The organism is Streptomyces sp. NPDC041713 (genome assembly GCF_055591085.1).
Window position 1 is genome coordinate 148880 of record NZ_JBVIZY010000011.1, and the last position, 25781, is coordinate 174660.

Annotated in this window: 26 protein-coding genes and 1 pseudogene; 16 read left to right on the forward strand and 11 right to left on the reverse strand. The window is 72.1% G+C overall.

The genetic code is table 11. The features are described from left to right. Positions 1-198: 198 nt before the first annotated feature. The 4 genes from hemC (at position 199) to ACZ6CV_RS29205 (ending at position 2744) form a co-directional block, all read left to right on the forward strand. Positions 199-1134 (forward strand): hydroxymethylbilane synthase, encoded by a 936-nt coding sequence (gene hemC / locus ACZ6CV_RS29190; RefSeq protein WP_358708152.1) that lies wholly within the window; start codon positions 199-201, stop codon positions 1132-1134. 88 nt (positions 1135-1222) lie between these two features. After that, positions 1223-1522: an ArsR/SmtB family transcription factor gene (locus ACZ6CV_RS29195; RefSeq protein ID WP_469253771.1), complete on the forward strand. Its 300-nt coding sequence runs from the start codon at positions 1223-1225 to the stop codon at positions 1520-1522. After that, positions 1519-1905 (forward strand): VOC family protein, encoded by a 387-nt coding sequence (locus tag ACZ6CV_RS29200; RefSeq protein WP_469253773.1) that lies wholly within the window; start codon positions 1519-1521, stop codon positions 1903-1905. Before ACZ6CV_RS29195 ends, ACZ6CV_RS29200 begins: the two co-directional genes overlap by 4 nt. 272 nt (positions 1906-2177) lie before the next feature. Continuing rightward, the gene (locus ACZ6CV_RS29205) at positions 2178-2744 is read left to right on the forward strand and encodes a type 1 glutamine amidotransferase domain-containing protein (protein WP_469253774.1); all 567 of its coding nucleotides are present in this window, start codon (positions 2178-2180) and stop codon (positions 2742-2744) included. 120 nt (positions 2745-2864) lie between these two features. Here ACZ6CV_RS29205 and ACZ6CV_RS29210 read toward each other — a convergent pair whose 3' ends face one another. Together ACZ6CV_RS29210 and ACZ6CV_RS29215 are read right to left on the reverse strand one after the other, a co-directional pair. Beyond that, entirely contained in the window at positions 2865-3230 is a 366-nt protein-coding gene (locus tag ACZ6CV_RS29210) for a hypothetical protein (RefSeq protein ID WP_469253775.1), read from the reverse strand. A gap of 135 nt (positions 3231-3365) precedes the next feature. Beyond that, positions 3366-4310, reverse strand: a complete 945-nt coding sequence (locus ACZ6CV_RS29215; RefSeq protein ID WP_469253776.1) for a threonine/serine dehydratase — start codon at positions 4308-4310, stop codon at positions 3366-3368. A 487-nt stretch (positions 4311-4797) separates the two neighbouring features. On the opposite strand from ACZ6CV_RS29215, the gene ACZ6CV_RS29220 reads away from it, so the two are divergent. Together ACZ6CV_RS29220 and ACZ6CV_RS29225 are read left to right on the forward strand one after the other, a co-directional pair. After that, complete coding sequence (locus tag ACZ6CV_RS29220; RefSeq protein WP_469253777.1) at positions 4798-4989, forward strand: hypothetical protein; 192 nt, start codon at positions 4798-4800, stop codon at positions 4987-4989. Between the two features lie 98 nt (positions 4990-5087). Further along, complete coding sequence (locus ACZ6CV_RS29225) at positions 5088-5642, forward strand: RBBP9/YdeN family alpha/beta hydrolase (RefSeq protein ID WP_469253778.1); 555 nt, start codon at positions 5088-5090, stop codon at positions 5640-5642. Between the two features lie 20 nt (positions 5643-5662). Here the strand turns inward: ACZ6CV_RS29225 and ligD are convergent, their stop codons facing one another. The 3 genes from ligD to ACZ6CV_RS29240 all read right to left on the reverse strand — a co-directional run bounded on the left by ligD (position 5663) and on the right by ACZ6CV_RS29240 (position 10566). Then, the gene (ligD, locus tag ACZ6CV_RS29230) at positions 5663-6616 is read right to left on the reverse strand and encodes a non-homologous end-joining DNA ligase (RefSeq protein WP_469253779.1); all 954 of its coding nucleotides are present in this window, start codon (positions 6614-6616) and stop codon (positions 5663-5665) included. Between the two features lie 155 nt (positions 6617-6771). Further along, a complete protein-coding gene (locus ACZ6CV_RS29235) occupies positions 6772-7125 on the reverse strand; it encodes a hypothetical protein (protein ID WP_469253780.1) in 354 nt (117 codons plus the stop codon). A gap of 363 nt (positions 7126-7488) precedes the next feature. Continuing rightward, positions 7489-10566, reverse strand: coding sequence for an ATP-binding protein (locus ACZ6CV_RS29240; RefSeq protein WP_469253782.1), 3078 nt, complete (start codon positions 10564-10566; stop codon positions 7489-7491). Positions 10567-10789: 223 nt separating this feature from the next. Here ACZ6CV_RS29240 and ACZ6CV_RS29245 point away from each other — a divergent pair, with 223 nt between their 5' ends. From ACZ6CV_RS29245 to ACZ6CV_RS29275, 7 genes and pseudogenes are all read left to right on the forward strand, one after another. Further along, on the forward strand, positions 10790-11125 hold the full coding sequence (locus ACZ6CV_RS29245) for a VOC family protein (RefSeq protein ID WP_469253958.1): 336 nt from the start codon (positions 10790-10792) through the stop codon (positions 11123-11125). After that, on the forward strand, positions 11122-11619 hold the full coding sequence (locus ACZ6CV_RS29250) for a pyridoxamine 5'-phosphate oxidase family protein (protein ID WP_469253784.1): 498 nt from the start codon (positions 11122-11124) through the stop codon (positions 11617-11619). Before ACZ6CV_RS29245 ends, ACZ6CV_RS29250 begins: the two co-directional genes overlap by 4 nt. 50 nt (positions 11620-11669) lie before the next feature. Next, positions 11670-12122 (forward strand): iron chaperone, encoded by a 453-nt coding sequence (locus tag ACZ6CV_RS29255; RefSeq protein ID WP_469253960.1) that lies wholly within the window; start codon positions 11670-11672, stop codon positions 12120-12122. 387 nt (positions 12123-12509) lie between these two features. Beyond that, the gene (locus tag ACZ6CV_RS29260) at positions 12510-13262 is read left to right on the forward strand and encodes an ABC transporter ATP-binding protein (RefSeq protein ID WP_469253786.1); all 753 of its coding nucleotides are present in this window, start codon (positions 12510-12512) and stop codon (positions 13260-13262) included. After that, positions 13259-14074, forward strand: a complete 816-nt coding sequence (locus ACZ6CV_RS29265; protein ID WP_469253788.1) for an ABC transporter permease — start codon at positions 13259-13261, stop codon at positions 14072-14074. Before ACZ6CV_RS29260 ends, ACZ6CV_RS29265 begins: the two co-directional genes overlap by 4 nt. Before the next feature lie 14 nt (positions 14075-14088). Next, positions 14089-15516, forward strand: coding sequence for a sensor histidine kinase (locus ACZ6CV_RS29270; protein ID WP_469253790.1), 1428 nt, complete (start codon positions 14089-14091; stop codon positions 15514-15516). A 12-nt stretch (positions 15517-15528) separates the two neighbouring features. Further along, a pseudogene (locus ACZ6CV_RS29275) lies at positions 15529-16171 on the forward strand (LuxR C-terminal-related transcriptional regulator). 57 nt (positions 16172-16228) lie between these two features. On the opposite strand, the gene ACZ6CV_RS29280 reads toward ACZ6CV_RS29275, so the two are convergent. After that, a complete protein-coding gene (locus tag ACZ6CV_RS29280; RefSeq protein ID WP_469253962.1) occupies positions 16229-17308 on the reverse strand; it encodes a serine hydrolase domain-containing protein in 1080 nt (359 codons plus the stop codon). Between the two features lie 247 nt (positions 17309-17555). Here ACZ6CV_RS29280 and ACZ6CV_RS29285 point away from each other — a divergent pair, with 247 nt between their 5' ends. Continuing rightward, the gene (locus ACZ6CV_RS29285; protein ID WP_469253791.1) at positions 17556-18215 is read left to right on the forward strand and encodes a TetR/AcrR family transcriptional regulator; all 660 of its coding nucleotides are present in this window, start codon (positions 17556-17558) and stop codon (positions 18213-18215) included. Between the two features lie 167 nt (positions 18216-18382). After that, positions 18383-19807 carry a PP2C family protein-serine/threonine phosphatase gene (locus ACZ6CV_RS29290; protein WP_469253793.1) on the forward strand — a complete coding sequence of 475 codons (1425 nt, stop codon included), beginning with the start codon at positions 18383-18385 and terminating at the stop codon, positions 19805-19807. Between the two features lie 16 nt (positions 19808-19823). On the opposite strand, the gene ACZ6CV_RS29295 is transcribed toward ACZ6CV_RS29290, so the two are convergent. Continuing rightward, entirely contained in the window at positions 19824-21317 is a 1494-nt protein-coding gene (locus ACZ6CV_RS29295; protein WP_469253795.1) for a DNA-binding protein NsdB, read from the reverse strand. Positions 21318-21551: 234 nt separating this feature from the next. Here ACZ6CV_RS29295 and ACZ6CV_RS29300 point away from each other — a divergent pair, with 234 nt between their 5' ends. Continuing rightward, complete coding sequence (locus ACZ6CV_RS29300) at positions 21552-22739, forward strand: aminoglycoside phosphotransferase family protein (RefSeq protein ID WP_469253797.1); 1188 nt, start codon at positions 21552-21554, stop codon at positions 22737-22739. A 143-nt stretch (positions 22740-22882) separates the two neighbouring features. Here the strand turns inward: ACZ6CV_RS29300 and ACZ6CV_RS29305 are convergent, their stop codons facing one another. From ACZ6CV_RS29305 to ACZ6CV_RS29320, 4 genes are all read right to left on the reverse strand, one after another. Beyond that, positions 22883-23620, reverse strand: coding sequence for a hypothetical protein (locus ACZ6CV_RS29305; protein ID WP_469253799.1), 738 nt, complete (start codon positions 23618-23620; stop codon positions 22883-22885). Then, on the reverse strand, positions 23617-24135 hold the full coding sequence (locus tag ACZ6CV_RS29310) for a methanogen output domain 1-containing protein (RefSeq protein WP_469253801.1): 519 nt from the start codon (positions 24133-24135) through the stop codon (positions 23617-23619). Before ACZ6CV_RS29310 ends, ACZ6CV_RS29305 begins: the two co-directional genes overlap by 4 nt. A 111-nt stretch (positions 24136-24246) precedes the next feature. After that, on the reverse strand, positions 24247-24714 hold the full coding sequence (locus ACZ6CV_RS29315; protein ID WP_469253803.1) for a VOC family protein: 468 nt from the start codon (positions 24712-24714) through the stop codon (positions 24247-24249). A gap of 52 nt (positions 24715-24766) precedes the next feature. Continuing rightward, entirely contained in the window at positions 24767-25666 is a 900-nt protein-coding gene (locus tag ACZ6CV_RS29320; RefSeq protein WP_469253805.1) for a helix-turn-helix domain-containing protein, read from the reverse strand. Positions 25667-25781 lie beyond the last annotated feature (115 nt).

Consider the following 25781-nt stretch of genomic DNA (forward strand, 5'->3'; position numbering starts at 1 on the left):
CGACGCACGCCGAGACCTGGACGCACACGCCGCAGCCGGCCCTCGGGCGGAAACCTCGCAGCCCGCCCCGGGACGGACACGCCGCAGCCGATGAGCCCGACATGCCACCGGCGTCCGTCAACTCACGCGCGCCTGCGGTCTTTTGATCAGGTGGACGCCTGTCCGATGCACACCGCCGGAGCCCTTATCGTGGACCGCATGTCCGTTCCTGAGCTCATCCGCATCGTCTCCCGCTCCTCCCCCATGGCGCTCGCCCAGGTGGAGCGCGTCCGCGCCGAACTCGCCGCACTGCACCCCGGCATCCGCACCGAGGTCGTGCCGGTCACCACCTCGGGGGACCGCTGGATGGGCGACCTGGCGGCGCTCGGCGGCAAGGGGGCGTTCACCAAGGAGGTCGACGCCGCGCTGCTCGCCGGTGACGCGGACCTCGCGGTGCACTGCGTCAAGGACGTCCCCGCGGACCGGCCGCTGCCGGCGGGCACGACGTTCGCCGCGTTCCTCAAGCGGGACGACATCCGCGACGCGCTCATCCACCCCGGCGGCCTCACCCTCGACGAACTGCCCGCGGGGACCCGCATCGGCACGTCGTCGGTCCGCCGGGTGGCGCAACTCGCCGCGTCGCACCCGGAGCTGGAGTGCGTGCCGATGCGCGGCAACGCGGGCCGCCGACTGGAGAAGCTCGCCGCGGGCGACGCGGACGCGCTGCTGCTCGCCCAGTCGGGCCTCGACCGCATCGGCCGCCCCGAGCTGGCCAGCGAGATCCTGTCGGTGGAGACGATGTGCCCGCCGATCGGCGCGGGCATCCTCGCCCTGCAGTGCCGCGAGGACGACACGGCGACCATCGACGCCGTGTCGGACCTCGGCGACACGGACGCCTGGCGGGAGGCGACCGCCGAGCGCATGTTCCTGCACGTGCTGCAGGGCCACTGCAACTCGCCGATCGCCGGGTACGCGCGTTCGGAGCGCGGCGGTGACCTGTCGCTGCGGGCCTGCGTGTTCACGCCCGACGGCAAGACGGTGCTCAACGCACACGAGTGGGCGGGCCGGCTCGACCCCGCGACGCTGGGGACGTCGGTGGCCGTGGCCCTGCTGCGCCAGGGCGCCCGGGAGCTGATCGACGGCATCGCGCACTGACTCGACGGACCGTGGGCGGGTGGTCCGCTCGGGACGGGGCCCCTCGGGACCTTGATAGGCAAGTCTGCACTTGCCTATGGTGGGGGGTGTGACGGATGATGTCTTCAAGGCGCTGGCCGACCCCACCCGCCGGCGCATTCTCGACGAGCTGGCGGAGCGGGACGGCCAGACGCTGTTCGAGATTTGCGCACGGCTCGTGACCAAGCACGACGTGGGGCTCTCCCGCCAGGCGATCAGTCAGCATCTGGCGGTACTGGAATCGGCGGGCCTCGTCCGCTCGCGGCGCCAGGGCCGGTACAAATTCCACGACCTGACCACCGAACCCCTTGAGCACATGGTGACCCGCTGGCTCAAGCCCGGATCCGATGCACCGAAGGACACCCCATGAAGATCCATTTGACCAGTGTCTTCGTCGATGACCAGGAGAAGGCCCTGCGCTTCTACACGGACGTGCTGGGCTTCGCGAAGAAGCACGACGTCCCGCTGGGCGAGGACCGGTGGCTGACCGTGGTCTCGGCGGACGAGCCCGACGGGACCGAGCTGCTGCTGGAGCCGGACGGCCACCCCGCGGTGAAGCCGTACAAGTCGGCCCTGGTCGAGGACGGCATTCCGGCCGCCTCCTTCGCCGTGGACGACGTACAGGCCGAATTCGACCGGCTGCGCGGCGCGGGGGTGCGGTTCACCCAGGACCCGCTGGCGATGGGCCCGGTCACCACCGCGGTCCTGGACGACACCTGCGGAAACCTGATCCAGATCATGCACAGCGAGTAGAGCGAGTCACGCACAGCGAGTAAGAGCGAGCACGGCGCCGAGGAGGCGCCGGAGAGTTAAGGCCTTTGGTCCCGGGTCACGCGGCGGGTGCAGGGGCACCCGTCCTCTGCGGAACGGTTACTCCGGTCGCCGGACTCATCTGGCGCCGGCCCGGCGTGTGCTCATGCTGAAGAGGGGTACCGGAGCGTCCGGTCGGCTGCGCGTTGCGGTGCTGTGACATCGCTTCGACGCGGCACCGCACCAAACGCACAGCACCAGAGGAAGGCAACGTCATGGCTGACAACACACTGAACGGCCACCGCGTCCTGGCGATCGTCACCAACTACGGAGTCGAGCAGGACGAGCTCGTGGTGCCGGTGCAGCACCTGCGCGAGCGCGGCGCTCACGTTGACGTGGCCGCCGTGTCGTCGGACGAGATCCGCTCCCTCGTGGGCGACAAGGACCCGGGCAAGAGCGTCCAGCCGGACCTGACGCTCGCCGACGCGGACGCGTCCTCGTACGATCTGCTGCTCATCCCGGGCGGCACGGTCAACGCCGACACCCTGAGGCTCGAGGAGACCGCCGTCTCGATGGTCCGCTCCTTCGTGGAGTCCGGCCGCAAGGTCGCGGCGATCTGCCACGGCCCGTGGCTCCTGGTGGAGGCCGACGTCTTGGAGGGCAAGACCCTCACGTCGTACGCCTCGGTCGCCACCGACATCCGTAACGCCAAGGGCACCTGGGTCGACAAGTCGGTGATGCACTGCGGCGCCAACGACTGGGACCTCATCACCTCCCGCAACCCCGGCGACCTCGACGACTTCCTCGGCGAGATCGACAAGACGCTCACTGCGGCGGGCTGACGGGACCGACTCGGGGGGCGGACCCGTATCGCGCCTCGCTCATCAACCCCAAGAGTCCCGAAAAGTGGTGGCCGGAAGCCGTGAGACGGACTTCCGGCCACCTTCTTTTGCGCAGCGCTTTTAGCAACTCAGCCGGATTTCCTTGCTCTCATAGGTGGAAATCTGGTAATCCAGCGTGACCGACGTCTTGTAGTTGAAAGTGCCTTGTCCGGCGCACTTGAACATGACCAGCTTGGATGAGCTGCCCGTGAGGCGGACACTCCCCACTACCTGCCAGCCCCACGCACGATGACGCTGGAGCGATATCTCCCCCGCCAGGCAGTTGGCCTTCTTTCCCGCCTTTCCGAAGATTTCGTTGATTCCCTTGTAGGGCTTCGAGATGGAGTAACAGCTACGGCCGGATTCGGACGCGGCGGCCGGAGTGGCTGCGGTCAGCGGTCCGACCACGCAGGCCAGGGCCATGATGACACCGGCCTTGCGGCTCACCTTGGGTACCCTCATTCGAAACTCCCCCTTACGAAAACGTGGCGCTCGGCGCCCACATTGCATCAGACGCCGATTTCTGGAGATCCGGCGGCAGGAATTGATGAACGGAAGAAGATGGCCAAGGCACGACCGGGGTCATGCGGTGTAGGCGGTGATGTCGCCGATGGTGGTGTTGCCGCCGCAGATCACCAGGCCGAGGTGTGTGTCGTTGCCCGTCTTGGCCAGGACGCGGCGGGCGGCCGGCAGGAGGCAGCCGGCGGCGGGCTCGGCCCATACCTTGGCGTGTTCGGCCAGTTCCCGTACTCCGGCGAAGGCCTCGGCCTCCGGCACGACGAGGACCTCGTCGACCATGTCGCGCACCATCGTGTACGTCAGCGGGGAGACCGTGGGCGCGCCGAGCGTGCTGATCCGTGAGTTCACGTCCACCTGGAGCGGCCCGCCGTGGGCCAGCGCCTGCGACATGGCGTCGGCTCCGGTCGTCTCCACGCCCCATACCCGTACGCCGGGCCGTCGCGCCTTGAGCGCCGCCGCCACGCCCGCGATCAGGCCCCCGCCGCCGATGGAGACCAGGACGTCCGTCAACTGGCCCGCGTCCTCGGCCAGTTCCAGCCCCACGGTGCCCTGTCCGGCGATGACCACCGGGTCGGCGAAGGGGTGCAGCAGGGTCAGGCCGTCGGCTTCCAGACGTTCCATGAGCGCGAAGGCCTCGGCCATGGTGGGGGTCAGGCGGACGTCGGCGCCGGCGGCCCTGGCGATGTCCACGGAGCGTGCCGGGGCGGTGCGGGGCATGACGACGGTGGCCCGTACGCCGAGGGCGGCGGAGGTCTCGGCCACGGCGACGCCATGGTTGCCGCCGGAGACGGCGACGACGCCGGCCTCGCGTTGGGCGTCGGTCAGGGTGAGGAGCTTGGCGACGGCGCCGCGCGCCTTGAAGGAGCCGCTGCGCTGGAGCAGTTCGAGTTTGACCGTGACCGGTACGCCGAGCAGTGCGCTCAGGCCCGGGCTGGGCACGGTGGGCGTGCGCACCACATGGCCCGTGATGTGTGCCGCGGTGGCCTCCAGCTCCTCGACACCGATCATGGCGTTCCTCCGGGATGTGGGTGTGCGTCGGTCGTGTGGCGTGTTCGGTCGCACGATACGTGGAGGTGGCTGGATGGTGGGCGGAGAGGGGATGCCGGAGGAACACGCTCACTTGTCGCCACTGCCGCCCGCGTCCCCTTCGTATGGCCCGCGGTATGGGGAGAGATGGGACAGGGCGAGGCGGTAGGCGACGGCGACCGTCTCGGCGTCCGTGAACCCGGGGATCTCCGCGCAGCGTCGGGCCGCCGCCCGTGCCCCGTGGTCGAATGCTCGCCCTCCACCGCTCGACGGTGAGTTGACCGAGGACGTTGACCTCCGCATGCGCGATGGCGGCGCCGGCGAGCTGTCCGGGCGGGGCGGTGGCGGCGGCCTCCTCGCCCCGGTTCCGCCCCCGGGCCACCACATGCCCGCGCGCGTCGACCAGCACGGTCCGTGGTTTGCCGGGGCGAAAAGTGGTCAGGTACACCGCAGTTGACACGGGAGGCACGTGGTGGTTTTCAATCCGGGGCAGAACGGGCAGTGGGTCCGCACGCGTACGGACGCCGACACGAAGGCGTTCATCGAGGAGAAGCGGGCCGAACAGGAACGTTCGCAGGAGACCGGAACCGGCACGGTGATCCTGACGGGCGTCGTCGTCCTGCTCCTGATCGCCGCGGCCCTGTACGGCTGGCTCGGCTGACCCACCTGCCGCCGCGGCCACCGCCGCACCGAGAATGGTCCCGAGTGGGGCCCGCAGAGCAGCGGGCCCCGACGGACACGGTGGGAGGGTGGAGAACGATGGTCGCGTACGTGGTCATCCCAGGGATCGACGGGTCGGACGAACGGCACTGGCAGAGCCTGTGGGAGACCCACTGGGGGACGTCGGCGGTCCGGATCGCCCCGGCCTCGTGGAGCGCGCCGGATCTGCCGGACTGGGTGTCGTCCGTCCAGAGTGCCTACGAGACGGCCGCGCGCCGGGACAGCCAGGTGGTGCTGGTGGCCCACAGCCTCGGGTGCTGGGCCGCCGCGCAGTGGCTGGAACAGGCGCGACCGGAGAAGGTGGCCGCGTTCCTGGTCGCGCCTCCGGACCCCGCTGCGGCGGCGTTCCCCCGTGCGGCGGCCGCCACCTTCCTGAACCTGTCCGCCCGTCCCCTGCCGTGCCCCGGCGCAGTGGTGGCCAGCGGTGACGATCCCTACTGCAACCCGGCGGCATCCGCCTCGTTCGCGCGGGCGTGGGGGGTGCGCTGCCACCTCGTCGGCGACCACGGCCACCTCAACTCGCAGAGCGGCCTGGGCGCGTGGGAGGAGGGTGCGGAACTCCTCCGCGCTCTCGTGGAGTCGTCGGGTCCGTGAGGTGAGGGAAGGGCTGCCGGTCAGCCGTCGGGGGCGAGATCGGGGCGCAGCCGGTGCCAGACCGGGTGGCGGAGCAGGCCGGCCCGGGTCAGCGCGATGTAGCGGACCTCGGCGACCAGCCGGGGCAGGACCCACCTGGCGCCGGGTACCGCCGGCACGGGGGTGAAGGGACACTCGTCCATCGCGGCGATGCCCAAGAGGTGGGCGAGGTCGGCGCGTTCCCTCTCGTTCCACCCCGTGCCCACACTGCCCCGGTACACCAGGACGCCGTCCTCGTACTGGCCCGCCAACACCGCGCCCGGCAGTCCGGTCAGGCGCCCCTGGCCGGGCAGCCAGCCGCCGATGACGACGTCGAGGGTGCGGACGTTGCGGATCTTGACCCAGTTCGGGGACCGTCTGCCGGGTTCGTACACCGAGTCGAGCCGTTTCAGCACGATCCCTTCGAGGCCGTGTTCGCGGGCGAACTCCAGGGTCTCCCGGCTGTGTCCGGCGACCGCGCCCGGCACAGACCAGTTCGGGCCCGCCTCGACGAGCTGCTCCAGGACGTCGCGCCGCCGGGCGTAGGGCAGGCCGGTCAGGTCCTGGCCCGCCGAGAACAGCACGTCGAAGAGGACCAGGTGCACGGGGGCGCGGGCCGCGAGCCGGGCCGCCTTCGCCGGGGAACCCGCCAGCCCCATGCGCGGCTGGAGCCGCTCGAAGTCCGGGCGGCCCGCCTCGTCGAGGACGACGATCTCGCCGTCGAACACCGCCGGCACGCCGCCCAGCGTGTCGGCCAGGGTGTGGAGTTCGGGGTACGCGGCGGTGATGTCTTCGCCGGAGCGCGAGCGGATGAGCAGGGTGTGGTCGCCGGGCAGGTAGATCAGCGCGCGCTGCCCGTCGTACTTGGTCTCCGCGCTCCACAGGTGTTCGCTCCGTGGGGGCGGCAGCGAACCCGGGGTGGCGAGCATGGGGGCGAGGCGGGGCAGGGGGGCCATGCTTGTCAGCCCTCGCCCCGCGCGGGCGCGTTCATGCGTGACGGCGGCGCATCTCGCCCGGTCGGCCCTGTGACCCAGGCGTCGGGCGGGCCTGCTGCTGCCCTGCGCGAGCCCAGGCGCGGCAGCACGCAGGCCGGGCTCGGGCACTCTGCCCGTCAGCTGACGATCTGGTCTCCGTCGGGTACGTCCTGGACCGTGACCGCGCCGGCCGACAATCCAAGCCCCTGCGACACCTCACGGGCGAGCCCGTCGGGGTCCGGGGCCGCGGGGACCGGAACCTGCTCCCCCTCCCCGTAACTCTCGATCGCCTTCGTGAAGTAGCCGGGATGCCAGGCGCCGACGGCGCCCCGGACCTCGACCGCGGTCACGGGCCGGGGGCCGACGAGGCGCAGGAGCGCGGGCAGGATCTCGTCGGACCGCAGCGCACCGGGCACCTGGAACAGACTGGCGTGCGCGCCGATGAGGCCGCCGTCGCGCAGCCGCACGGTGACCGTGAGGCAGCTGGTCACGCTCGGGTACGTGATCACTCCCCCGGGCGCCACCTCCTTGACCTGCCCCTCTGTGACGGTTGCCTTGTCGGGTGCCTGCGCCCCGACCGGAACACGGACCTCCGCCGCGAGGTGCTGCTGGGGCCCGCCGACGGCCTGAGCCGCGGAGCCAAGCCCGACCTGCAGACCTATGAGCGCCACCGCCAGAGCCGTGACGCACAGGGCAGTACCCCTCCGCCGAACCTCGCGTGCGGGTCGTCGGACGGGGCGGTGGTGGTCCGACTGAGGGTGCTGACGGTACGGGTGGTGCGCGGGCACGGATTCTCCTGATGACGAGCCGCCGAGCCGATCGGCGAGGCGGCAGACGAAGCGACAGACTCGGCGTCAGCCCGACGTAATGCGCGCGGCGGATGCCGTGTCCGCGACGGAGCCGCCTCCGACCGTGAGGCCGAGGCCCGCCAGCTCCGTCGCTCCGGTGACCGCGTGGGCGCCGCCCGCGAGGATCAGCGTGCGGGCCGTCTGGTACGGGGAGCCCGCCGCGGTGAACGCCTTCGCTGTGGCGAGCACGCGCGGGACGTCTCCGTCGAGCAGCGCCTCCGCGCGGGACACCTGGGCGGAAGCCACCGGGTTGCCGACGACCACGGCCTTGGCGGCGGCGATCCTGGTGCGGGCCTCCGGGTGGCCGGCCAGGACCGCGGCCTCCGCCCGGAGGGCCACGTACCAGTGCAGCCAGATCCAGCACACCCACTTCCACACCTGGTCCGGCTCCGGAGCGACTCGTTCCAGTGCGGCCTGCGCGTCCCCCTGGTGCAGCAGGACCGTGGCGTCGAAGACGGCACCGTAACCGTGCCGGTGCTCCGGCACCGTGTCCGCCTGCTCGACGATCGCGAGCCAGGTGGCACGGGCTTCGTGGTCGCCGCGCAGGCCGTGCGTCATCGCCACCGACGCGGCCGCGGCGCCCAGCGAGAGCGATCGCTGGCGGCCGCTCCGCTCCCAGGCGTCGAGGAAGCGCACGCTGCGGCCGAGCACCGCGTCGACATGGCCCGCGAACGCGTCCGCCGCCAGGATCCAGCACGTGGCGTGGTGACCGGCCTCCGCCAGCAGCGGGTGGTCGGCGAGCTGTCCGCCCCACCGGCGCGCCTCGGGCAGCCCACCCACCCCGAGCGCGGTGCCTGCGGCCATGGCCAGAGCGTCCGTCAGCTCGTGCGTACCGGCGGGTGTGGGCGGTACGGACGTCAGCACGTCGATACGGCGTCGGGCCGCCGCCGCGACCGCGAACGCGTCACCCGCCCAACTCCGCGCGCCGGACAGCGCGTCGAGGGCGGCGGACTGCGCCACCGGGTCGCCCGCGAGCCGGGCGAGCTCGATGGCCCGCTCGGCTCGCCGCACCGTTTCGTCCACGGTGTTCCGCGCGTCTCCCTGGACCGCGCCGAACGCGTCCACGACCACGGCCGCCTCGGCCAGCGCGACGGCCGCCACGGCGGCGGGCGCCTCGCCGGACCACTCCCGTGCCTCGTCCAGCAGGTGCGTCACGTCGGCCACGGGGGGAATCCGCGCGAACGAAGTGGAGAAGCGGTACGCGACGGTGGCCGCCGCCGCCAGATCGCGCCCCGCGCCGGGGCCGTCCCCCGCCCGGCGTGCGGCCTCCGCGGCGGCCCGGTGCAGACGGAACATGTCGTCGCCCAGTCTTCGGCAGCCGGCCACCCCGGCGGCGTGCCGCAGCGCGTCCGCGCAGGCCGCGGCGTCCTCGGCGAGCCCCGCCGCCTGCTCGTACCGTTGCTGCGCCTCGCCCAACAGGTTGCGCGTGAAGGCCAGTTCGGCCAGGGCGAGAGCGAGGCGGTGGGCGTCCTGACGCCGCTCCGGCCGGTCGGCGGCCCAGGCGAGGGCGGCCCGGAGATCCTCCGCCATCGCGTCGAACCGCACGCGCCAGTCGGCTCGGGCGCGCGCGTCGGTTCGGGCGCGCGATTCGCTTGGGGCGCGCGATTCGCTTGGGGCGGGCGAGTCGCTTGGGGCGGGCGATTCGGTTCGGGCCAGCGCGTCGGCCCGTACGTGCCCGTCGGTACCGCCCGAAGCGGTGGCGTCCGCGGCAGCGGTGCCTGAGGCGGTGGCGGCGGTTGTGGTAGCAGAGGCTGTCGCTGCCGTTAGGGCCGTGGCGCCGGCCAGACACCACCTCAGGTGCCGGGCGCGGACCTCCTCGGCCTCGTCCGCGTCGGCCAGCCGCTCCGCTCCGTACTGCCGGATGGTCTCCAGGGCCTGGTAGCACGTGCCGGACTCGGACGGCGTCACGGCGAGCAGACTTTGCTCGGCCAGCCTCCCCAGCCCGTCGGCGACGGCGGCCGACTCGGCGCACCCCGCCACCTCTGCCCCGGCCCCTGCCCCTGCCCCTGCCCCTGCCACGACCTCAGCCGCGTCCTCCGCGGTGAACGGTGCCATGAACACCGACAGCCGCCGCAGCAGCACCCGGTCACTCGGTTCGAGCAGGTCGTGGCTCCAGTCGAGGACCGCGCGCACCGACCGGTGCCTGCCATCGGCCCGGGGGCCGCCCGCGAGCATCCTGAGCTGGTCGGAGAGGCCGGCCAGCAGCCCGTCGAGACCGAGCGTGGACCACCGCGCGGCCGCCAGTTCGATGGCGAGCGCCATGCCGTCGAGCCGTTCGCACAGCGCCGCGACCTGAGCGCGGTCCTGCGGCACCGGTGCCCCTCCGACCGCCGCCGCCCGCTCCAGGAAGAGAGCGACCGCCTCCGAACCGCCACCGCCCACCCGGGAGAGCGGCGGGACGGGGAAGACCCACTCGAACGGCACCATCAGGCGGGCCCGGCTGGTCGCGAGCACCCGTATCCCGGGACAGGCCCCGAGCAGCCGCTCCAGGAACGGCGCCACCCCGTCGAGCACGTGCTCGCAGTTGTCGAGGACCAGCAGCGCCTGGCGGTCCCCCAGCGCGGCCACCACCGCGTCGTCGACGCCGCGGCCGGGCTGTTCCCCCACACCGACCGCCGCCGCGACCGCCGCTCCCACCCGGCCCGGGTCGGTGACCGGGACCAGGTCGACGAACCACACGCCGTCCGCGAAGGCACCGGCCGTCTCCGCCGCGACCGCCAGCGCGAGCCGCGTCTTGCCCACCCCGCCCAGGCCGACCGCGGTCACCAGCCGGCGCTCCGTCACCGCCGCGGCCAACTCGGCGCGCTCCCGCACCCGGCCGACGAACGCCGTCAGCGGTGCCGGGAGCGCGGGCGCAGGGCGTGGCTGCTGTTCGGTGGGCGGGGCGGGGCGTGCCTGCGCGGCCGCCCGGCGGGACAGCGCCCGCCGGTCCGGCATCTCCAACTTGCGCAGCAGCGAGGAGACATGCGACTCGACCGTCCGTACGGAGATGAAGAGCCGTGCGGCAATCTCCGCGTTGCTGAGGTGTTCCCCGAGCAGGGCGAGCACTTCGGCTTCCCGGGACGAGATCACTGGAGTGGACATCGGCTCATTATCCGTACAGGACTCCGAATAGGTACCGATCTCTTCCGTAGTCCCTCCGTGGTCCCTCCGTGGTCCTTTCCGTGGTGAGCACGGAGGCGGCCCCCGCCCCTGCCGGGAGAGGCTTCAACCACAAGGAACGAGCCCGCCAACGGCCGCCAAAACACCAGGAGTTACCGTGACCAGCCCCCTCAGCCCCTCCTCCGACACCCCGGACCTCAGGACCATGCTGCTTCCCGTGTCCGACCTCGCCCAGGCGAAGGCCGTCTACACCGCGCTGCTCGGTACCGCCCCGCAGGTCGACGACCCGTACTACGTCGGCTTCGACACCGGCGGCCGGCACGTCGGCCAGCACGTCGGCCTCCTGCCGGGCGGCGGGCCGCAGGGACTGACCTCGTCGCTGGCGTACTGGCACGTACGGGACATCGAGGCCAAGGTCGCCGAGCTGACGGCCGCGGGCGCGACCGTGAAGGACGCTCCGGGCGACGTCGGCGGCGGCCGCCTGGTGGCCACCCTCATCGACCCCGACGGCAACCTGCTCGGCCTCCTGGAGGACCGGTGACCGCGGCTCCCCGCTCCCCGGCGCAACGCCGTCGCGACACCGAGCACCGGCTCGCCCACGACGTCGACGTCTGGGTGGCCACCGCCTCGGCGGACGGCGTGCCGTATCTGGTGCCGCTGTCCTTCGACTGGGACGGCGAGGCGCTCCTCATGGCCACCCCCGCGGACAGCCCCACCGGCCGGAACCTGACCGCCACACGCACCGCCCGCACCACACGCACCGCCCGGACCGTCCGGCTCGCCCTCGGCGCCACCCGCGACGTCACCGTGATCGAGGGCGGCGTCGAATCCTTCGCCCTCGACGAGCTCCCGCGCCCCGTCACCGACCGCTTCGTCGCCCGTACGCACTTCGACCCGCGCGCCTTGACCACGTCGTACCGCTGGTTCCGCGTCACCCCCGTGCTCATCCAGGCCTGGCGAGAGGCGAACGAGCTGCGGGGCCGCGACCTGATGCGTGACGGCCGCTGGCTGGTCCCACACCACGACCAGGTCTGACGCCACAACCCCCATCCCTAAGGAGCAACCCCGACATGACCAGCACCGACATGACCAGCACCGACAGCGTCAAGCACGAAGGATTCACGGCCGAGGAGCGGGCCGCGATGAAGGATCACGCCCAGGAGCTCAAGAAGGCGGCCCGCCGCACCTCGGCCGCGGAGAAGGCGGCGGAGGCCGTACGGGACGTCCTCACGAAGATCGCCGCCATGGCAGAGCCGGACCGCGTCATGGCCGAGCGCGTCCACGCCGTCATCACGGCCAACGCCCCGGCCCTCGCACCGAAGCTCTGGTACGGGATGCCCGCCTACGCCCTCGACGGCAAGGTCGTCTGCTTCTTCCAGAGCGCGGAGAAGTTCAAGGCGCGTTACGCGACCCTCGGCTTCAGCGACCTGGCGAAGCTGGACGACGGTCCCATGTGGGCGGCCGGCTACGCCCTCGCCGAGGTGACACCGGAGGTGGAGACGCGGATCGCCGAGCTCGTGCGACGGGCGGTGGGCTGAGCCGTACGCCCCGGCCACGGAGCGCTCCGGCCCCCCGCTGGGGGCAGTGGGCCGGAGCGCGGCCCGTGGTCATGGACGCCGCCGCGCGGAGCCGACCACATCGGCCTCCCGCCGCGTCCAGAAGCCTCCCGCCGCATCCAGAAGCTGACGGTCACGAATTCTTCACGTTCTCCTCACTTTACCCAAGGGTGAAATCAAGCCACCCACGCGGGAGGAACACCGCCACCAGGAGAAGACCGTCACCAGGACGCCGCAGCGCGCCGCCGCCCCCTGGGGGAAAACCCCCAGGACAGACGGAGGAAAGCTGCGTTCCGGGCGATCCCCCCACCGACCTAGCGTGAGGCGTGAGACGCAGTGAACACGTCCGGGACACGGCAGGGAGTTGTGATGATCGAGGCCCAGAGTCTCACCAAGCGGTACGGGCCGAACGTCGCCGTCGACGCGGTGAGTTTCGACGTACTGCCGGGAGCCGTGACCGGCTTCCTCGGCCCGAACGGGTCGGGAAAGTCGACCACCATGCGCATGATCATGGGCCTGGACCGGCCGGACGCCGGGCACGCCCACATTCACGGGATGCCATACGGCGAGCTGCGCTGGCCGGCGCGTGAGGTCGGGGCGCTCCTGGAGGCCCGCACCTTCCACCCCGGGCGCACCGCGGCCCAGCATCTGACGATGCTCGCCGCCGCGAGCGGGGTGCCGCGCTGCCGCGTCGACGAGGTCCTCGGTCTCGTCGGCCTCGGCGATGTCGCGGGGCGCCGGGCGGGCACGTACTCGCTGGGGATGGCGCAGCGGCTCGGCATCGCCGGCGCGCTGCTCGGCGACCCGGGGGTGCTCCTCTTCGACGAGCCGGTCAACGGGCTCGACCCGGAGGGGGTGCGCTGGATCAGGGAGTTGATGAAGTCCCTGGCGGCCGAGGGCCGTACCGTCCTGCTCTCCAGCCATCTGATCGGCGAAATGGCGCTCACCGCCGACCACTTGCTGGTCATCGGGCAGGGCAGGCTGCTCGCCGACACCTCCGTGCGCGAGCTGACCTCCCGCGGTCAGTCCTTGGAGGAGTCCTTCTTCGCCCTGACCGCCGCGTCCGTGAGCCACTCCGCGAGCTTCCCCACGAGCTCCACCGCGAAAGAGGTTTCCCCATGAGTACGGCCATGTCGTCCCCCACTTGGCGACGCGACGCACGGATCCCGGAGGGGCACTACCGCTTCCGGCACGCCACCCGCATGGAGTGGATCAAACTCCGGAGTCTGCGGTCCACCTCCTGGTCTCTCCTGCTCGTGGTCGTCGCCATGGTCGCCATCGGCGTGGTGACGATGGCCAACACCAAGGCGCCGAGCGCGGACAAGGCCGCCGCCTTCGACGCCACGAACAACGTCCTCGCCGGGGTGGCCGTCGGCCAGCTCGTGATCGGTGTCCTCGGCGTCCTGGTCGTCACCGGCGAGTACGCCTCGGGCACGATCCGCGCCACGCTCGCCGCGATCCCCGACCGGCGTCTGGTCCTCGCGGCCAAGTCGGCGGTGTACGGCGGGATGTCGCTGGTCGTCGGCGAAGTGGTCAGCTTCGTGACGTTCCTCGCGGGCCGGGCGGCGCTCGGCGCCGGGGTGCCGCGGCCTTCGCTCGGGGACGCGGGGGAACTGCGTGCGGTGCTGATGTCCGGCGCGTACCTGGCGATGATCGGGCTCATCGGCATCGGTGTCGGCGCCATCACCCGGCACACCGCGAGTGCCGTGGCGGTGCTCGTGGGGGTCACGTTCGTGCTGCCCGCGGTGATCGGCGGGGTCTCCGGGACGACGGTCGCGAAGTTCTTCCCGACCATCATCGCCGCCAACTCCCTCGCCGTCGCCAAGCCGGTGTCGGGGGTCTTCTCCCCCTGGACGGGCTTCGCCCTGCTCTGCCTGTACACCGTCGCGGTGCTCGCGGCGGGCGAGCGGCTGCTGGCCCGCCGGGACGCGTGAAGGACACTGACACCATGCACGTGCAAGAGACCGACCGGCCGGACCAAAGCCCGGGACACCACCGGGGCCGCCGCCCGGCCGACCGCACGACGGACCACCCGGTCGCCCCCCTGTACCGGCACCTGTACCGGGCCGCGACAGAGGTCGTCCGCGCTCCCTTCACCCGGCGGGCCTGGGCCGAGGCGGCGTACTGCCTGATCGGTTTCCCGCTCGGCCTCGCGGGCGGGGTCGTCCTCGCCGTGGTGCTGGCCCTCGGGGCGGGGCTCACCGTCTCCCTCGTGCTCGCCGTGGTCGGCGCGCTGTTCCTCGTCGCCGGGCTCCGGTTCGCCCGCGCGCTCGGCGGCGCCCACCGCGGGCTCGCCGCCGCGCTGCTCGGCGAACGGACCCCCGTGCCGCCGCCCACGCCGTCGGGCAGCGGCTTCGTGGGACGGATCGACGCGCCGCTGCGGGACGGCGTCGGCTGGCGGGCGGCCGCCTACGTCCTCGCGAAGCTGCCGGTGGGCACCCTCGGCGCGTACGCCGTCCTGTGGTGGGTCACCGGCCTGGTCAACCTCACCGCGCCGCTGCGGTGGGGAGTCTTCGGCCAGCGGCCCACCGCCGGTGACCCGGAGGGCATGCCGGTGCTCACGCCGGTCCCCTTCGGCGGCCTCGACGCCGACACCTTCGCCGGGACATGGCTCGCCGTCCTCATCGGCGTCGCCACCCTGGCGTGTGCGCCGTGGGTGACACGCCTCGTCGTCGAGGGCGACCGCCGGCTCATCCGGGCGCTGCTCGGGCCCGAACGGCTGGCCGACCGGGTACGCGACCTGGAGGAGACCCGCGCCCTCGCCGTGGACGACTCGGTCGCCCTGCTGCGCCGGGTCGAGCGCGATCTGCACGACGGTGCGCAAGTCCGTCTGGTCGCCGTCGCCATGGGCCTGGACATGATCAGGGAGCGACTCGACGCCGAGGCCGACGGGAAGCCGCTGGACACCGGCCGTCTGCGGCAACTCGTCGCCGGCGCGCACCAGAACGCCACCGAGGCGCTCACCGAACTCCGCGACCTGGCGCGCGGCATCCATCCGCCCGCCCTCGACGAGGGTCTTCCCGATGCCCTTGCCACGCTCGCGGCCCGCAGCACGGTGCCGGTCGAGCTCTCGGCGGACGTGCCGCAGCGCCCGACTCCGGCGATCGAGACCATCGCGTACTTCTGCGCCGCGGAACTGCTCACCAACGTCATCAAGCACAGCGGGGCGCGGCACGCCGCGATCGGCGTGACCCAGCGGGACGGGCTGCTGCGGCTCCACGTCACGGACGACGGGCGCGGCGGCGCCACCCTCGGAGCGGGCAGCGGTCTGACCGGGCTCGCCCAGCGCGTCCGCACGGTCGACGGGCGCCTCCACATCCGCAGCCCCGAGGGCGGCCCGACGGCGATCACCGTCGAGCTGCCGCTCCGCGCGTGAGAGGGTGCCGACATGCGTGTCGTGATCGCTGAGGACGCCGCCGTACTGCGGGAGTTGCTGGCCCAGATGCTCACCGAGCGGGGCCACGAGATCTGTGCCGCCGTCGGCGACGCGGACGCCCTGCGCGAGGCGGTCGCCGCGCACCGGCCGGACGTCACGGTGGTCGACATCCGGATGCCGCCGACCCACACCGACGAGGGCCTGCGCGCGGCCATCGACATCCGCGCCGCGCACCCCGGCACCGGTGTGCTGCTCTTCTCCCAGTACGTCGAGACGAAGTACGCCACCCGGCTGCTCGCGGCCGGCTCCGCGGGCGTCGGGTATCTGCTCAAGGACCGGGTGGCGAACATCGCGGAGTTCACGGACGCGCTGGAGCGGGTGGCGGCGGGCGGTACCGCTCGATCCGGAGGTGGTCACGCAGCTCGCGGGTGCGGGTCACCGGTCGGCCGAGCGGGAGCCGCTCACCGAGCGCGAACGCGAGGTGCTCTCGCTGATGGCCGAGGGCCGGTCGAACGCGGCCATCGCCCGGGCGCTCTTCGTCTCGCCGGGAACGGTGGAGAAGCACGTCGCCGCGGTCTTCGGCAAGCTCGGTCTGCCCGCCTCGCACGACCACAACCGCCGTGTCCTCGCGGCCATCCGCCATCTGCGGTCCTGAGCGACGGGACACGGACAGAGCACCGGGACGCGGGCGGAGCGCTCCGGTCAGCCGTACTCAGCCGTACATCGCCAGGCGGCAAAGAGCCGCGAGCGCGGCGTCGATGGGGTGGGGGTGCGGCTTGCCCGAGGAGTCGAGACTGCTCCACCGCTGCAGGTTCACCGCGAGCGCCATCTGCCGCTTGCCGTCGGCGCGGGTCATGGCCAGCGCTCCACCGCCCCAGACCGTGCCGCCGTGGCCCCAGAAGACACCCTCCCCGGGACCCTCCATCGGGTGCAGGCCGAGGCCGTACTCGATCGTCTTCCCTTCCTGGGAAACGACCGGGGTGGTGCGTTGCATCTGCTCCAGCGACGACGGCTCGACGATCTCTCCGGCGAGCAGCATGGCGTAGAAGCGGTTGAGGTCGGCGACGGTCGATATGAGCGCGGCCGACGGGCCCACGAACGACATGTCGTAGACGCTGTAGTCGCGCGGCGGGTCGATCATGCCGAACCACGACTCGTAGAGCCGCGAGTGCGGCCCGTCGACGTACGGCCCGGCGGGGAGTTCGGTGTCCCGGAGGCCGGCGCACTCGATGACGTTCCGGGTGATGCACTCTTCGGCCGGGGCGCCGGTCACCTGTTCCAACAGCTGGGCCAGGAGCAGGTAGTTGGTGTTGGAGTACACCCCCGGAGTGCCGCCCGGGGCGCCGACCGCCGGCGCGGTGACCCCCATCTCGATCAGTTCAACGGGGTCGAAACGGGTGTGCCGGTGGTCGTCCAGGCTCTGCGGCCGGGTGCCCGAGGGATCGGGGAACGTCTTCAGGGAGGGATACGCGTACGGAAGGTACTCGGCGAGGCCGCTGGTGTGGTTGATGAGCATCCGGACCGTGATCGCGGCACCGCGTTCGCCGGGGACGAGCTTCGGGAGGTACCGGCCGATCGGCGCGTCGAGCCCGATCAGACCGCTCTCGACCTGCTGCAGAACCGCCGCGGCGGTGAACGTCTTGGTGATGCTGCCGACCCGGTGCCGCAGGTCGGCGGTGACCGGGCGGCCGGTGCCGAGATCGGCGACTCCGACGGCGCCTCGCCAGACCGTCTCGCCGGCCCGCACCTCGGCGAACAGGCCCGGCATTCCGGCGCGGTGGACGTCTTCCATGGCGGCGTCGAGCGCCGCGCAATCCAGTGAGTTCCTCACGACTTGCGTCCTTTCGCAGTGCTCGGGCCGGGCTCCGCATCGGCTGCCCGAGCCGGGTGACAGGGCATGCGCGGCACGTCGGCCCGCCTGCTGCCGGGGCGCTCGGCACGCCCATGCCTCCATTATGCACGCGGTGCGTGCAACGCCAAGCGCATGCCGCGTGCGCAGTGCGTGCATAGGTTAGACTGAGCGTGACGAGAGGGGCGAAATGGCAGGTCGAAAGCGCTGGACGACCGAGGAAATCCTGGACGCGGCAGCGGAGTTGCTGCGTACGAGCGACACCGAGTCGTTCAGCGTGCGCAAGCTCGCCGCGACCCTGGGGACCGATTCCTCCAGCCTCTACCGGCACTTCCGCAGCAAGACGGAGCTGCTGCGCGCGGTCGCCGACCGCACCCTCCTGACGTCGATGGACGGCTACCGCGCGGAGGGCGACTGGAAGCAGCGCATCACCGCCGTGGCCCTGCGCGTGCGGGAGGCCTTCGGAGAGCAGCCCCAGCTCGCCGCGGTCTGGGGGCGGTACGCCTCGGGCGGCGCCGGTTCCCGGCTGGTCGTGGAGGAGATCCTGCAGGCCCTGCGCGCGTCGGGACTGCCCGACGAGGAGGTCCCGGTGCGCTATCACCGGCTCGCGGTTCTCCTCGCCGCGCTGGTCGCCTCGGAGGCCGGAGTCGGCGCGCTCGGCCCGGAGGAGTACGAACAGGGCATGGAGCTGTTCCGCGTCACGGTGCTCGGCGCCGACCCCGAACGCTTCCCCGCCCTGGCACACTTCGCCCGTGACGTGCGTCCGCTCGGCGCGGATCGCCGCGCCGCGTTCGACGAGATCCTGGCGGCCCAACTGGCCCACATCGAGGCCGCGATCCGCCCGAGCTAGGGCTTCTGCTGCATCGGCCACGTACCCGTAGGACTAAGGCATATGTCAGAAGCACCACCGCATCGTGTGTTGCCAAATCCCTTACGGGCCACTCTCCGCTGTGCGAAAGTCGTTAGCGGTCCACCACCCGTCAAGTCGGTCGCACCGCACCTTCACCGGAGCACCTCATGCCGTCCCATGTCTTCGCGGACCACGCAGCCGCCCAGCCGCCCGAGCGCGGCACGGTCGACGCGCTGATCTCGCAGACGCGCCGGTTGCGCGGCGAGGTCGACGCCGTGCGGCGCGACGCCGTGGCCGAGGCCGGCCGCGGGGACCTCGAGGGACGCTGGCAGCGGGCCCTGTGCGACCTGGCGGTGCATCAGCTCAACGACCTCGACGATCATCTGGCGCAGCTGCGGGACGGCCCGCCGCGGGCGGGTGGGGAGCCCGCGGTCCCGGCCGCCGCGGAGGGCGCCGATCCGCACCACGGATCGCTGCTGAGCCGGGTGGGCAGCGCCGAGTGGAACCTCCTGACCGACGAGGCCAGTTGGTCCGGCGAGCTCTACCACATCCTCGACCGCGACCCGGCCGCTCCCCCGCTCTCCCTGGACGAACTCCCCTCCCTGGTGCACGCCGAGGACCAGCCGCGACTCACCACGATGGTCACGGACTGCCTCATCGACGGAAAGCCCATCGACGGCGAGTTCCGGATCAAGCGCTCCGACGGTCGGCTGCGCCAGGTGCACATGATGGGTGAGCCGGTGCTCGCCCCGGACGGCTCCACCGCCTCCATGTGGGCGGTGGTCCGGGACGTCAGCGAGTTACGCCGCAGCCAGCGCGTGCTGCGCGAGAGCCGCGACTCCCTGCGACGCCGGCACGACATCGCACAGACCGAGCACCGCCTCGCGGTCGAGCTGCAGGAGGCGGTCCTGCCGCCCTGGCGCGACTCCCTGCGGTTCCCGCACGGCGGCCCCGGACGGCTCGACCTCGCCGCGCACTACCTCCCCTCCTCGACCAGCTCCCTCATAGGAGGCGACTGGTACGACGCGATGGAACTCCCCGACGGCACAGCCCTGTTGAGCGTCGGCGACCTCACCGGGCACGGCGTGTCGGTCACCTCGGACATGGCGATGCTGCTCGGCGCACTGCGCGGCATGGCGGTCGCCGGTGCGGCGCCGGGCCGGCTCATGGGCTGGCTGAACCAGTTACTGGACGCGACGGTCCAGCCCGCCCTCGGCAGCGCCGTCTGCTGTCGCTACGACCCCGCCACCCGCCTCCTCACCTGGGCGCAGGCCGGCCACCCCACCCCACTGCTGTTCCGCGACGGGACAGGACGCGCCCTGACACCCCCGCACGGCGTCCTCCTCGGCGCCACCTCGGGGGCGGAGTACGAGCAGGCCGAAGAGCAACTACAGTCAGGTGACCTGTTGTTGCTGCACACCGACGGCCTGGTGCCACGGCACGACAGGGACACCGCGACGGGATCGCTGCTCTCCCTCGCGTCCCGCCTCACCGAGGCGCGTACCGCACAGGACGGCGTGCGCACCATCGTCGAGGAGTTCGACGTCGCTCCGCGCGAGGACGACGCGTGCCTGCTGGTCGTACGGATCTGAGCCCTCTCCGTACCCGCTACGCCCTCGCCGTCCTCCCCGCCCCCCTGGCCGCCCTCGGCAGCGCGAGCTTGATCTCCTCCCGCAGGTCCTGGATCTTCGGGTAGCCGCCGTACTGCGCCGTCAGCCGGTACATCTCCCGGAGCCGGTCCCAGGTGCGCTGCGAGGAGTTGGCCCGCATCGACACCAGGGCCAATCGCGCGTACCGGTCGGCCTGTTCGGGGTCGTCGGCGATGAAGCAGGCCGAGGCGAGGGAGATGTAGTCGAAGATCTGCGACCGGTCACGGTTCTTCGCCCGGAGCTCGATCGCCTCCTTGGCGTGCCGCTGGGCGACGCTCGCCGCGGACGCCTCGTGGTCGGCGAGGGTGCGGTACGCCAGGGCCTGCATGCCGTGCAGATCCGCCTCGTCGAACATCTGCATCCAGCTCGGCGGTGGCACATCGCCCTTGTCGGACACGAAGAGGTCCTCGGCGATGCCGAGCGTGCGCCGCATCGCCTGACCGCGCCCCATGGACGCCTGCGCCCACGCCTCGATGGTGTACAGCATCGCCTGCGTGCGGGGCAGCGCCTCCTCGCCGGCGCCGGACCTGGCGAGCTTCATCAGGTCCAGGGCGTCGTCCGGCTTGCCGAGGTGCACCATCTGGCGCGCGGCGCGGGACAGCGCCTCCCCGGCGCGCGGCCGGTCGCCGCCCTCACGGGCCGCGTGCACCGCGATGACGAAGTACTTCTGCGCCGTGGGCTCGAGCCCGACGTCGTGCGACATCCAGCCGGCGAGCACGGCGAGGTTGGCGGCGACGCCCCACAGGCGCCGCTGCAGATGGTCGGGGTGCCGGTAGGCGAGCATGCCGCCCACCTCGTTGAGCTGGCCCACCACGGCCTTGCGCTGCAGCCCGCCGCCGCGGGCCGCGTCCCACGCGCGGAACACTTCGACCGAGCGCTCCAGTTCCTCGATCTCCTGGGACCCGATGGGGGCGGCCTCGTAGCGGTCGAACCCGGCGGGGTCGGCGTGCAGGGGATCGTCGATGCGGGGGGCGTCGGCCGCGAAGGCCGGATCGGTGTGCAGCCAGTCGTGCATGGCGCTGCTGAGTGCGGAGCCTGCGGCAAGCGCAGCGCCCGCGCCCACCAAGCCGCGTCGGTTGAGCATGAGGTCCATTCCCGTGAATTCGGTGAGGACCGCGGCTGTCCGCTCGGGCGCCCACGGCACGCCGTCGGGGTGCTCCACACTCCCGTCGCCACGCCGTTTCCCTGCGCGCCCGTGCCGGACCATGCCTAGATCCTCAGTGGTCACGACACGGCCGAGACGCTCGGTGAAGAGAACAGCCAGCACCCGCGGCACCGGATCGCGCGGGATCTCTCCCATGTCGATCCACCGCCGCACCCGCGAGGTGTCCGTGGCCAGCTGGGGGTGGCCCATGGCCGCCGCCTGCCGGTTCACCAGTCTCGCGAGCTCACCCTTGGACCAGCCGGCCAGGCCGAACAGGTCCGAAAGGCGGGTGTTGGGTTGTCCGTTCACGTCAAGCCCCCAGGTTCTCGGCTGAGTTGACAGTAACCGTCTGTCAGTTGCTGAGCGACTATTCGCCAGGGTTCGCCAGGGTGCGCCAGATGGTGTGCCAGGGGACGACGGGTGTCAGGTAGGAATGCGCCACCCCGACCCGACCGCCGTACGGCACTCCCCAGGGTGCACCCGAAGCGGCCGGGCCGGGAGGCGCACGCAACTCACAGGCACACGAAGGGATCTGTATCGCCCATGTACGCAGCATCGTCCTCCGTGTCCGCCCCGCCCCGGCCGCTGCGCCCGCGCCCCCCGGTCCACCGGAGCCGCGAGATTCCCCCCTCGTCGGGGAGCGGCCCCTACCTGGAACCGGTGCGCGCCGTCGGCGCACCGCTGGGCGTGGGCCGCACGCCCCGCATGCCGGGTACCGGCACGCAACCGCTCAGCGGGAGACTCGACTTGTCAGGCCCCCAGGGGGCGCAACTGCGCACCGCGATCGCCTCGGTGCACCGCATCTGCCCGGAGTTCAACCCCGTGCAGGTACTCCGCCGCAGCGGGCGCACGGTGTTGCTCGTCGGCACGGCGGGGCGCGGTACCGCCGTCGCCAAGTGTCTGCTCGACCACTCACCGGTGTGGGCCGAGCGGATCAGGCACGAGATAGCGGCCTACCGCTCGTTCGTCAGGCACCGCCCGCCGGTCCGGGCTCCGCGGCTCATCGCCGCCGACCCCGACGACTGCACGCTGGTGATCGAGCGGATGCCCGGGCGGGTGGCGGCGCTGCTGCGCCACCCGATCGAGTCACCGCCCCGTGCCGACATCCGAGCGGCGCTCGGTTCGGTCTGCCGCCTCAACCAGTGGCGCCCGCCGGCCGAAATGTTCGGCAGGCCGCTGGACTACGGCAAGCGGATCTCCCGCTTCCATGAGCTGGGTCTGCTGACCGACCGCGACATGGGTGACCTGCAGAAGCTGCTGCACGGCATCGCGCACTCGGTCGGGCACCAGGGCCAGGGCCCCCAGTCCATGTGGCAGTTCTGCCACGGTGACGCCCTGCTGTCGAACATCCTGCTCTCCCCGACCGGCCCCGTCCTGGTCGACTGGGAGCACGCCGGCTGGTACCTGCCGGGGTACGACCTGGCGACGCTGTGGGCGGTCCTCGGTGACGCCCCGATGGCCCGGCGCGAGATCAGCCAGCTGGCGCAGGCCACGGGCCCTGCGGCACGCGACGCGTTCCTGGTGAACCTGATGCTGGTGCTGACCCGCGAGATCCGAACCTACGAGACCGCCGTGCAGCGTTCGATGCACGACGCGACCCCGACGGCATCGGCCCAGGCCCACCCCGGTGCCGCGCCGTCCGGCGAGGAACAACGGCTGCTCCTGAGGCGGCTGCACGACGACTGCCAGATGGCCCGCAGGGCTGTGCGAGCGGCGGTCGGCACTCGCTGACGGGGACAAGGTCCGCAGTGCGCTTTGGACAGGGGCGCACTGCGGACCTTCGTATGCCTCCGGCTACTTCCTGGTGACTATGACCCGGACGCATGTACGCATAGGCAGCGGGTACGGCGGTCCGGGGTGACCGTCGCGCCGGTTCAGGTACGGGAGTTGAGCGCGCCCGCGATCAGTGTCGTCACCGACTCCAGGTGGTCCGGCGGGGGCGGGCTGTCCGCGGTGAGGACGAGGGATGCGTGCGGCGGCACGGGGATGTGCAGGCGGGTGGGGGCGGGCGGCACGGCCGTGAGGTACAGGTCGGCTCGCGCGCAGTCGAGGATCCCGGGGACACGGTCGGCGACGATCCGGACGACGTCGGCCGCCGTGGCGGCGGCTCTGAGCGTCACGACGAGGGCGTGCATCCGGTCGAGTCTGGCGCGGGCGGCGTCCAGCGCCGCGGTGAGCGCGACGCGGTCCTCCGTGGCGCGGAAGCGGAGCGTGCGCTCGCGGTCCAGGGCGGCGACCCGCTCCTTCAGGGTGAGGAACCGGTCGCCGGGGTCGATGCGGACGGCGCGCAGGTGGACGGTGGGTGTGGCGAGCCACTGCGCTCGGGCGCCGAAGCAACGGCACCGCACCCGCGACCCGTCGTACCCGTGCAGGGTGAGGCCGGCGGGCGTGGGGTGGCCGGTGCGCAGCCACTGGCGGACGAACGAGGCGACGTCGTCGGCGGTCTCGGAGACCATGGCGCTCAGGGACAGCCCGTCCTCGACGCCGGGGAGCAGCCGCACGGCCGCCGGGTTCGCGGCCAGGACCCGGGTGTCGGCGGCGACGAGCAGCACCGGTTCGGTGAGCAGTCCGGTGATCTTGCGGAACAGGGTCAGCGTCTCGTCATGGATCACGGGATGTCGCCGTAGTACTCGCGCCCGGTGCTCTGGTCCGCCTCGCACGGCGGCCGCAGATGGACGACGACGCGGCAGCCCACGTCCCAGCGGGCGATGGTCTTGTCCAGCTCCACGCGCGCGTAGCCGAGGTTCTCCGAGGCGATGGTCCCGAAGAGGTTCGACGTCATCATGCACATCGAGGGCCGGCCGACGACCTTCTCGCCGAACGGGCAGACTCGGTTGCCCAGGACGATCCGCTCTTCGTTCTCCTCGATGACGAAGAAGTCGCCGCCCAGGCGCCTCTTGAGGTCGACCATGACCTTGGCCACCTGTCCGAGGTCGAGCCGGTCGGCGGAAAGCGCCTTGGCGTACTGACGGTTGATGCCCGCGCCGAGGGTCTGGCTGACGAGGCTGACGTATCCGGCCGCTTCCTCCAGGCCGACCACGTCCTCCAGCACTCTCGCCAGTTCACGGATCAGGCTCCGCATGAACACATCGCGGTCGAGGGCGATGTCTGCTTCCGATGGTTCCACTGGGGCCCCCTCGTGGTGCGACCGATCGACGTACGGGCCTCACCTGTGGTCACTCCATGATTGCGTGCGGTGACATGCGTTGTCGACCGATTCGGCCATGGTGGTGCCGCATCATGCCTCTTGAGGCGGGCGCGTGTCTTCGGCCACGGCGGGCATCGGGTCTCCGCCCGGATGCCACCGGTCGAGGAACGCGGCCTGCCGTGCGACGTCGACGAGTTCGATGCGGGCACCGATGCTGTCCACCTGGTGGTAGGCGAAGGGGCGGCCGTACGGGCAACCGGTGAAGTCGGTGGGCATGCCCTCCTGCTCCAGACGCCGCGAACCCTGCCGGACGTCCTCGGACCAGAAGCCGATGTGATCGAAGCGTGCTCCTTGTGAGGCGTCCCAGGGGCTGCCCGCGGGACCCTCGATGAGTTCGATGAACGGCGGGCCGCCCGCGCTGAAGACGATGCGGTAGTCCCATGTGCCGAGGCGGTCCGAGTGCGGGGCGCTCCACTCGAGGCCGGCGGAGCGCCGGAAGTCCTGCATGGCCCGTTCGAGGTCGGGAACGACGAAGCACACGTGGTAGAAGGCGGTCATCCACCCATGATCGGGCACAGGGCCCGCACGTGGCACCGGTCTTTCGTCCGGGTCAGGCCCGGCCCACCCTCACGTCCGCCCCGTCGTCCGCCGCTCGGTCCGCCACCGTGGCCTGGGCCAGGAGGGTCAGGGCCGCCTGCGACGGCGAACCTGGCTCGGCGACGGCCAGGACCACGTGCTGGTCCTCGGACTCCGGCAGTCCGAGGCTCTGGTGGGTGACGGTGAGCGTGCCGACCAGCGGGTGGCGCATCTCGTGCCGTGCCAGGTGGCAGGGGCGCACCCCGTGGCCGGACCACATGGCGGCGAACTCGGGGCTCTTCACGGCGAGTTCGCCGATGAGGGCGGAGAGCAGCGCGTCGTCGGGGTGCCGGCCCGCGACCATGCGCAGGTTCTCGACCATCGCCGCGGCCTTCGCTCGCCAGTCGACGTACAGCTCACGCGTGTGCGGATCGAGGAAGAGCATGCGGGCGAGGTTGGGACGCTCGGCCGCCCGCCGCGGGCTCGCGGGGTCCACGTGCGACGCGAACAGGGCGTGGCCGAGGCCGTTCCAGGCGAGCACGTCGGCGCGGCGGCCGGTGACCAGGGCGGGGACGCCGTCGAGGCTGTGCAGCAGGTCCAGGGTGGCGGCTCCCACGTGCTCGGGCCGAGGAGGTCGGGCCGCCGTGCGCCGCCGTCCCGCGTCGGCGAGGTCGTGGAGGTGCGTGCGCTCCGCTCCGTCCAGCCGCAGGGCCGAGGCGACGGCGTCCAGGATCTCCGGCGACGCACCGGTCGAGTGCCCTTGTTCCAACCGCGTGTAGTACGAGGCGCTGACCCCGGCCAGCAGTGCGATCTCCTCCCTGCGCAGGCCACTGACGCGCCGCCGGTCGCCGTAGTCCTTCAGGCCGACGTCCGAGGGACGCAGCTGTGCACGTCGCGCGTGCAGGAAGTCGCCGAGTCGGCCTCGCTCTCTCATGCCCCCCAGTCTGCCGCCGCCCCACACCCGACAGCCTGCCCCTGTCCGGGATAGGCAGCGGCGGGTCTGGTTGCCCAGGACGGGCCCGGCGACCGTGGTGATCCAAAGCCGACGC